At 62.8% G+C, this 7,113-nt stretch carries 5 protein-coding genes and 2 pseudogenes; 5 read left to right on the top strand and 2 right to left on the bottom strand.

The features are described from left to right. Together AWB82_RS35980 and AWB82_RS35975 are read right to left on the bottom strand one after the other, a co-directional pair. Positions 1-234, bottom strand: a 234-nt coding sequence (locus tag AWB82_RS35980) for an alanine racemase (protein ID WP_200818289.1), incomplete at its 3' end; no start/stop codon positions are given. A gap of 190 nt (positions 235-424) precedes the next feature. Next, the gene (locus tag AWB82_RS35975; protein WP_086974013.1) at positions 425-1,345 is read right to left on the bottom strand and encodes a LysR substrate-binding domain-containing protein; all 921 of its coding nucleotides are present in this window, start codon (positions 1,343-1,345) and stop codon (positions 425-427) included. Between the two features lie 139 nt (positions 1,346-1,484). Between AWB82_RS35975 and AWB82_RS35970 the strand changes: the two genes are divergently transcribed. The 5 genes and pseudogenes from AWB82_RS35970 to AWB82_RS35950 all read left to right on the top strand — a co-directional run. Beyond that, positions 1,485-1,889 carry a RidA family protein gene (locus AWB82_RS35970; RefSeq protein ID WP_086974012.1) on the top strand — a complete coding sequence of 135 codons (405 nt, stop codon included), beginning with the start codon at positions 1,485-1,487 and terminating at the stop codon, positions 1,887-1,889. A gap of 64 nt (positions 1,890-1,953) precedes the next feature. Next, positions 1,954-2,834, top strand: a pseudogene (locus tag AWB82_RS35965) (GNAT family N-acetyltransferase). A 213-nt stretch (positions 2,835-3,047) separates the two neighbouring features. Then, a complete protein-coding gene (locus AWB82_RS35960; RefSeq protein WP_086974011.1) occupies positions 3,048-4,373 on the top strand; it encodes an NAD(P)/FAD-dependent oxidoreductase in 1,326 nt (441 codons plus the stop codon). An 86-nt stretch (positions 4,374-4,459) separates the two neighbouring features. Beyond that, a complete protein-coding gene (locus AWB82_RS35955; protein ID WP_086974010.1) occupies positions 4,460-5,920 on the top strand; it encodes an aldehyde dehydrogenase family protein in 1,461 nt (486 codons plus the stop codon). 93 nt (positions 5,921-6,013) lie between these two features. Continuing rightward, a pseudogene (locus AWB82_RS35950) lies at positions 6,014-7,113 on the top strand (amidohydrolase); the annotation flags it as partial.

Raw genomic sequence — 7,113 nt, 5'->3', positions numbered from 1 at the left:
GTCACGCACGCCGCTCGCAAAGAACTGCTCGGCTTCCTTCAGCGTGGACACGGTGATGCCGCGTGCGCCCGCGTCGATCTGGGCCTGCACCACCTGATTACATTTGGTGGTTTTCACGTGCGGCCTGAAACTCACGCCGAGCGCATTCAGGCGGTGCTGCATCCGCTCGATGTTACGGGTCATGCGTTCGACATCGATCAATGCGGCGGGAGTATTCAGCGACTGCAATTCCATCTGCGGCTCCTTGCGATTCCATGCGCGAGCGGGGTCCGGGCATGGGCAGGACACCGTGCGGATGGAGTCGCCAATATAGGATTAGCGTCGAAGCTTGTGTTTAACGAACGATAAAGCGAGCGTTAATTCAGATTGAATACTGGCCGGGCACCGTGCCGGATGACCCGGCGAGCCTGCCTTGAAGCACGCTTCAACTGCGCCACGGAATGGGATCGAACGCGCGCTTGGCGGCTTCGAGAAACACCCGCTGACGGATCGTCAGACCATGACGGGTAGGCATCAACGCCATCACAGGCGCGGATTCGAGATGCCATGCGGGCAACACACGTTTGAGTTTTCCCGTTGCAATCAGACGCGCAGCGTCCCATTCGGAGCGCTCGACGATGCCAAGTCCTTCCATGGCCCAGTCGCTGACAACCGTGCCGTCGTTGGACGACAGCGCGCCGTCCAGCCTGACGGTGACGGCTTTCGCACTGCGTTTTCCGGCGGCGTCGGCTTGGGTGAAGCGTAGACGCGTCACGTCCTCGTCGTTTTCGCGCAATGTCAGCCACGGGTACTGCGTGAGTTCCGACGGATGCGCGAGCTTCGACAGGCGGCGCGCGAGGGCAGGGCTTGCGCAGAGAATGCGGTCGTTGGGGGCGAGATAGTGCCCGATCCACGACGACCCCTTGACGTTGCCGATGGATACCACGGCGTCGGCACCCTGGGCCGTAGTGAGCGGGCTGTCGGACAGGATCAGCGAAATCTCGAGATTTGGGTGCGAGCGATGCAGATCGCGCACCAGCGGCGCGACATGCGCGCGGCCAAAGCCGAACGGCGCGACGACCCGCAAATGTCCACCGACGCCGCCCGAGTCGCCCGAGACGCGTGACGGAATCGACTCGATCCGCTCCATGATCTCGACGGCTTCCTGAACCAGCCGCTGACCTTCCGTGGTCAGTGAGCTGCCGCGCGCCGCACGCGTGGCAAGACTTACGCCCATGCGGTCCTCGATGCGCCGAAGCCGAACCGTCACCGCGGGCGGCGTGAGATTCAGCAGCCGCGCGGCGGCGGCAAGCGATTGCGACACGCCGAGCGCGCGAAACAGGCGCATGTCTTCCAGTTCGATCATTAAACGACCTTTAACGATGGGTTCAATGGATATTAAACATGACAAAAAGTATTTTTTCTATAGTGCGTCGTAAGAGCCCGGCAATGGCTGTGTCTGACCGATGACGTCGGGGAACCTCATTCAACGTGGAGCGGCCCTCATGAACCAATCCGAACACGCGGGGCATCTTCCCCAGACGCTGAATCCGATCGGACTCGCGATGCCGGGCGGACACTACAGTCACGTTTCGATTGCCAATGGACTGGTCTTCGTGTCCGGTCAACTGCCCATCGACGCGCACGGCACAAAGCTCACGGACAGCGATTTCGACGCCCAGGCCGCGCAGGTGCTGGCCAATCTGGGCTCGGCGTTGAGCGGCGTGGGCAGCGATGTCTCGAAGCTGGTACAGGTCCGTGTCTATATTGTCGACGTCGCTCATTGGGCGAGTCTCAACGCAATCTATGCGCGCTGGGCCGGCGACGCCAAACCCGCTCGCGCGGTGGTGCCGGTTCCGGCCTTGCACTTTGGGCTGAAGATCGAAATCGAAGCAGTGGCGACGCTGTAGCGTCGTCCGGACCTCGCCCGGCTCGGGCACCCATACGGCAAAACGAATCAGACAGGAGGCAATGATGAACGCACCATCCACGACGAGTCTCCACTATCGAGCCCTTACCGCCGCCGATATCCCTACGGCGCACGCGCTGTCACGGACGGTCAACTGGCCGCATCGCGCGAAGGACTGGCAGTTCGCCTCCGCGCACGGCACCGGCTTCGCGGCCGAAGAAAACGGAGTCGTGATCGGCACGGGACTGTGTTGGAAATTTGGCGCGGATCAAGCCTCGCTGGGTCTCGTGATCGTGTCCTCCGAACATCAGGGGCGGGGATAGGCCGCAAGCTGATGGAACTGCTGCTCGAACAACTCGGCCCGCGCGTCACGTTCCTTCACGCCACGCCTGCTGGCAAGCCGCTCTACGAAAAACTCGGCTTCACCGTCTGCGATACGCTCGATCAGCATCAGGGCAACGTCGGCGAGGTGTCGCCGGTGGCATTGCCCGACGGCGAACGGGTCCGCGCGGCGACCGCCGAAGACTTCCCCACGCTTATCGACCTCGCCACCCGCGCCTATGGCCTCGAACGCAAGGCGATGTATCTGGCGCTGCTGGAAATGGGCGAGAACGCGGTACTCGTGCGCGACGGGAAGATTGTCGGGTTTTCGGTGCTGCGCCGCTTCGGTCGGGGTCTCGTGCTCGGGCCGGTCGTCGCGATGCGTTCGCCGGACGATCTGCACGCCAGGGCGCTGATCGGCCATTGGCTGACCGGTCACGAAGGCGAGTTCGTTCGTATCGACGTCCCCTCGGGTGCGATGCTGACCGAGTGGTTAATCGCGCAAGGCCTGAAGTGCGTCGATACCACCGTGAAGATGGTTCGCAATGCACCCGCCGATGCCCATAGTGGGCCGCCCGATGCGGTCTACCGTCCGTACGGGCTCGTCAGTCAGGCCATGTTCTAGAACAGCACTGCGCGCGATTGCCCGGCATGCATGCCCGGAAGACCCGAGACCGACGCGTTGTGTGCGTGCAGGGGCCTGCAAAGAACACGATCGCTTCGTGTAGACCAGTCCATTCGATATTTTCTGCTGCGAACCCTCTGTAATATCAATTGGAGCCGTCTGGCAGAAACCACGTATGGCAGCCGATCCCCAGTCAGTAAGGAGTTTTCGCAGATGCGCGTACCGTTGTCCCGCATTGTTACCACCCCGACGCTGCCGGACAGCGCCGATGTCGTCGTGATAGGCGCGGGCATCGTCGGCGTGTTCACCGCATGGTTTCTAGCGAAGCGCGGCGTGAAGGTCGCGCTGATCGAAAAAGGCATGGTCGGCGGCGAGCAGTCCAGCCGGAACTGGGGCTGGTGTCGTCAACAGAACCGCGACGCGCGCGAATTGCCAATTGCGATCGAAAGCCTGAGGTTGTGGGAACAGTTCGAAGCCGAGTCGGGTGAGACGACTGGCTTTCGTCGCAGCGGACTGCTCTATCTGAGCAACGACGACAGCGAACTGGCTGGCTGGGCGAAATGGTGCACCTTCGCACGCTCGGCAGGCGTAAAGACGGAAGTGCTCGGCGGCAAGGCCGCGACCGAGCGCGGCGGTTCGACGGGGAAAAACTGGAAAGGTGGTGTGTTCGCGCCGACGGACGGCACCGCGGACCCCGGCGCTGCCGCGCCCGCCGTAGCGCGCAGCATCATGAAACTTGGCGGAACGGTGCTTCAGAACTGCGCGGCACGCGGGATCGAAACGGAAGGCGGACGCGTCAGCGCCGTGGTGACGGAGCACGGCACGATCCGCACGAAAATCGCGGTGCTGTCGGGCGGTGCATGGGCGTCGACGTTCTGCCGCCAACTCGGTATCCGGTTGCCGCAAGCCACGATCCGCTCGTCGCTGATGTCGGTTTCGCTACCGCGCGGCACGCTGCCCGACGCGATGCACACGAAGGCCATCACGATCACGCGACGCGGTAACGAAACGTATTCGCTTGCCATCAGCGGCCGCGGCAAATTGGATCTTACGCTGCAAAAGCTTCGCTACGCCAATGACTTCCTGGCGATGTTCACGCGTCGCTGGCGCAGCCTGAGCCCGGGATATCTTGAAGGCGTGCGCTCCGGTCACGAGAACATGGGGCGCTGGGCACTCGATCGCCCCACGCCGATGGAAAAGATGCGCGTACTCGATCCGCGCGTCGATCAGGCCACGATCAAGGAGATTCACCGACGGGCCATCGAACTGTGTCCGGCGATTGGCGCAGCGCCGGTGGCGGCGTCCTGGGCCGGTTATATCGACATGACGCCGGACGGCGTGCCTGCCATCGGCGAAGTGAACGAAGTGCCCGGCTTCGTGCTGGCTGCAGGCTTGAGCGGTCACGGTTTTGGCATCGGTCCAGGATGCGGTCATCTGGTCGCGGACCTGGTGATGGGTCTGAAACCGATCGTCGATCCCGAACCTTACCGCCCGGAGCGATTCGACGAATCGGTGTGGGGAAAGGTCGCCGAGTTCTAACCGTCGTCGCGCCCACCGACTCATCAATCACAAACCGCCGTGTTCGCCCTCGCAGACGCATGGTCAAGACTCCAGGATAAGCTGCAATGATCTCACCCGTTCTTCATCTGAAGCAGGCGGGCCGGCTGGACCGGTTCTTTATCGATGGCGAATGGACGCTGCCCTCGACAATTTCAGACACGGCGCGGGCTGCGGTGATCTGCCCGTCCACGGAGGAAACGCTGTGCGAGATTCCGCTGGGTGATGCGAAAGACGTCGACCATGCCGTGCTAGCGGCGCGTAAGGCATTCCAGCAGTGGTCGGTGACGTCGCCGCAGGCACGCGCGGCGCTGCTGGATCGCGTACATAGCCTGATGATTGAGCACACCGAACTCTTCGCCCAGGCGCTGACGCTGGAAATGGGTGCACCGATCAACTATGCGCGCGGCGCGCATGTGCCGCTCGCGATTGCCCATCTCGGCGTCGCACGCGACAACCTGTTGAAGTACCCGTTTATCGTCCAGCGCGGCACCACGGCGATTGCGCGCGAACCTGTCGGCGTGTGCGCACTCATCACGCCGTGGAATTGGCCGATCTACCAGATCACGGCGAAAGTCGGCCCGGCGCTGGCGGCAGGTTGCACGGTTGTCCTCAAACCCAGCGAACTGTCGGCGCTAAGCGCGTTGCTGTTTGCCGAAGTGATTGCCGATGCGGGCATTCCAGAGGGCGTCTTCAATCTGGTCAGCGGGACAGGACCGGAAGTGGGCACAGCGCTCGCCTCGCATCCTCTGGTGGACATGGTGTCGATCACCGGATCGACGCGTGCGGGCGTGCTGGTCGCGCAGGCAGCTGCGCCAACCGTCAAGCGCGTGGCGCAGGAGCTTGGCGGCAAGTCGCCCAACATGGTGCTGCCAGACGCCGATCTGCCGCGTGCTGTTTCACATGGCGTGGCATCGGCCTTCCGTAACATGGGCCAGTCGTGCAGCGCGCCGACCCGGATGATCGTCCCGCGCGGCGCGCTTGCCGAAGTCGAGGCGCTCGCCGTGGCGGCAACCGGGCAGATGTGCGTCGGCGATCCGTTCGCGGAAGCGACGACGCACGGTCCTCTCGCCAATCGGGCGCAGTTTGGTCGTGTGCAGCAGATGATCGAAAGCTTCATCGACGAAGGCACGAAATTGGTCATCGGCGGGGCGGGCAGGCCCGAGGGACTCGCTACAGGCTTTTATGCGCGTCCGACGATCTTCTCCCACGTCCACACCGGAATGAGCGTGGCTCAGCAGGAAATCTTCGGGCCGGTGCTGGCGATCTTGCCTTATGACACGGTGGACGAAGCCATCGCTATCGCAAACGACACCGTCTATGGACTCGGCGCGCACGTGCAAGGCACGGACAAGGCGCTAATGCGTTCGGTCGCGTCGCGTATCCAGTCGGGTCAGGTGCATCTGAACTATCCGGCGTGGGATCCGCAGGCGCCGTTTGGCGGCTACAAGCAATCCGGCAATGGTCGGGAGTATGGTGTCGAAGGCATGGAAGAGTATATGGAGATCAAGTCGATCCTCGGGTACTAAGATTGAAGCCATGCGGGGCACCTGGCGTCACATTACGTGACGTCTTGCGTCACCTCACGCGCCCGAAACTGTTCGCTCTCGAAAGGTGTTGAATTGGAAACCGCCGACATTGTCGAGTCATCGCTGACCACGCATCACGCGCATTGGGAGAAGTTGCGACGCGATCTGCAAGCCCATCCCGAACTGCGTTTCGAGGAGCACCGCGCGGCAGACGTTGTGGCGCGCGAACTGGAGGCGCTGGGGTACGAGGTGTCGCGCGGACTGGGCGGGACGGGCGTGGTGGCGAGTCTGCCGGGCGCGAATCCGGCGTGGGGCATCGTGCTGCGCGCCGATCTCGACGCGCTGCCCATTCATGAAGCTAACGATTTCACCCATGCGTCGTGCGCGCATGGCGTCATGCACGCCTGTGGACGGGCATACGGTGATGCTGCTTGGCGCCGCACGTGTTCTGAAAGCATTGCCGCAGTTGCCCGGCAGCGTGCACTTCGTCTTTCAGCCAGGCGAAGAAGGCGGCGCGGGCGCGCGAAAGATGATCGATGACGGGCTGTTCGAGCGGTTTCCGACCGAGGCCGTGTTCGGCATGCACAATTGGCCGGGTTTGCCGGCCGGACATTTCGGCCTGCGTCGTGGGCCGATCATGGCGGCGGGTTCGCGCTTCAGGATTGCGGTGACGGGCAAGGGCGCGCACGCCGCACAGCCGCATCTGGGCCTCGACCCGATTCCGCTGGCGTGTTCGATGGTCCTGCAATGTCAGACCGTATCTGCGCGTCACAAAGACCCGGTGGACCCCGCCGTGATCTCAGTCTGCATGATGCACGCGGGCGATACTGACAACGTGATCCCGGACAGTGCAGAGTTGCGCGGCACAATCCGTACATTGTCGTCGGTGTTACAGCAGAAGTTGCAGCGCGATATCCAGTCGATGTGCGAAGGGCTGGCAGGCGCGTATGGCGCACAGGTCGAGGTGAACTTCTTCCAGTACTATCCGGCAACGATCAACACGCCAGCCGAAACCGAGCTATGCGAAACGGTGATTCGTGACGCCTTCGGCGTTGAACGCGTGCGGCCCGACGTGCCGGCCAACATGACATCGGAAGACTTCGACTTCATGCTGGAGGAACGGCCCGGCACCTATGTACTGATCGGCAACGCAGGCGCCGATTCGCCGGGTTTGCACAACCCGAAATACGACT

It is taken from the genome of Caballeronia glebae (assembly GCF_001545035.1).
GTDB classification, from domain to species: Bacteria; Pseudomonadota; Gammaproteobacteria; order Burkholderiales; family Burkholderiaceae; genus Caballeronia; species Caballeronia glebae.
The sequence above is the reverse complement of the archived record's forward strand: the minus strand, read 5'-3'. Positions and strand labels throughout refer to the sequence as shown.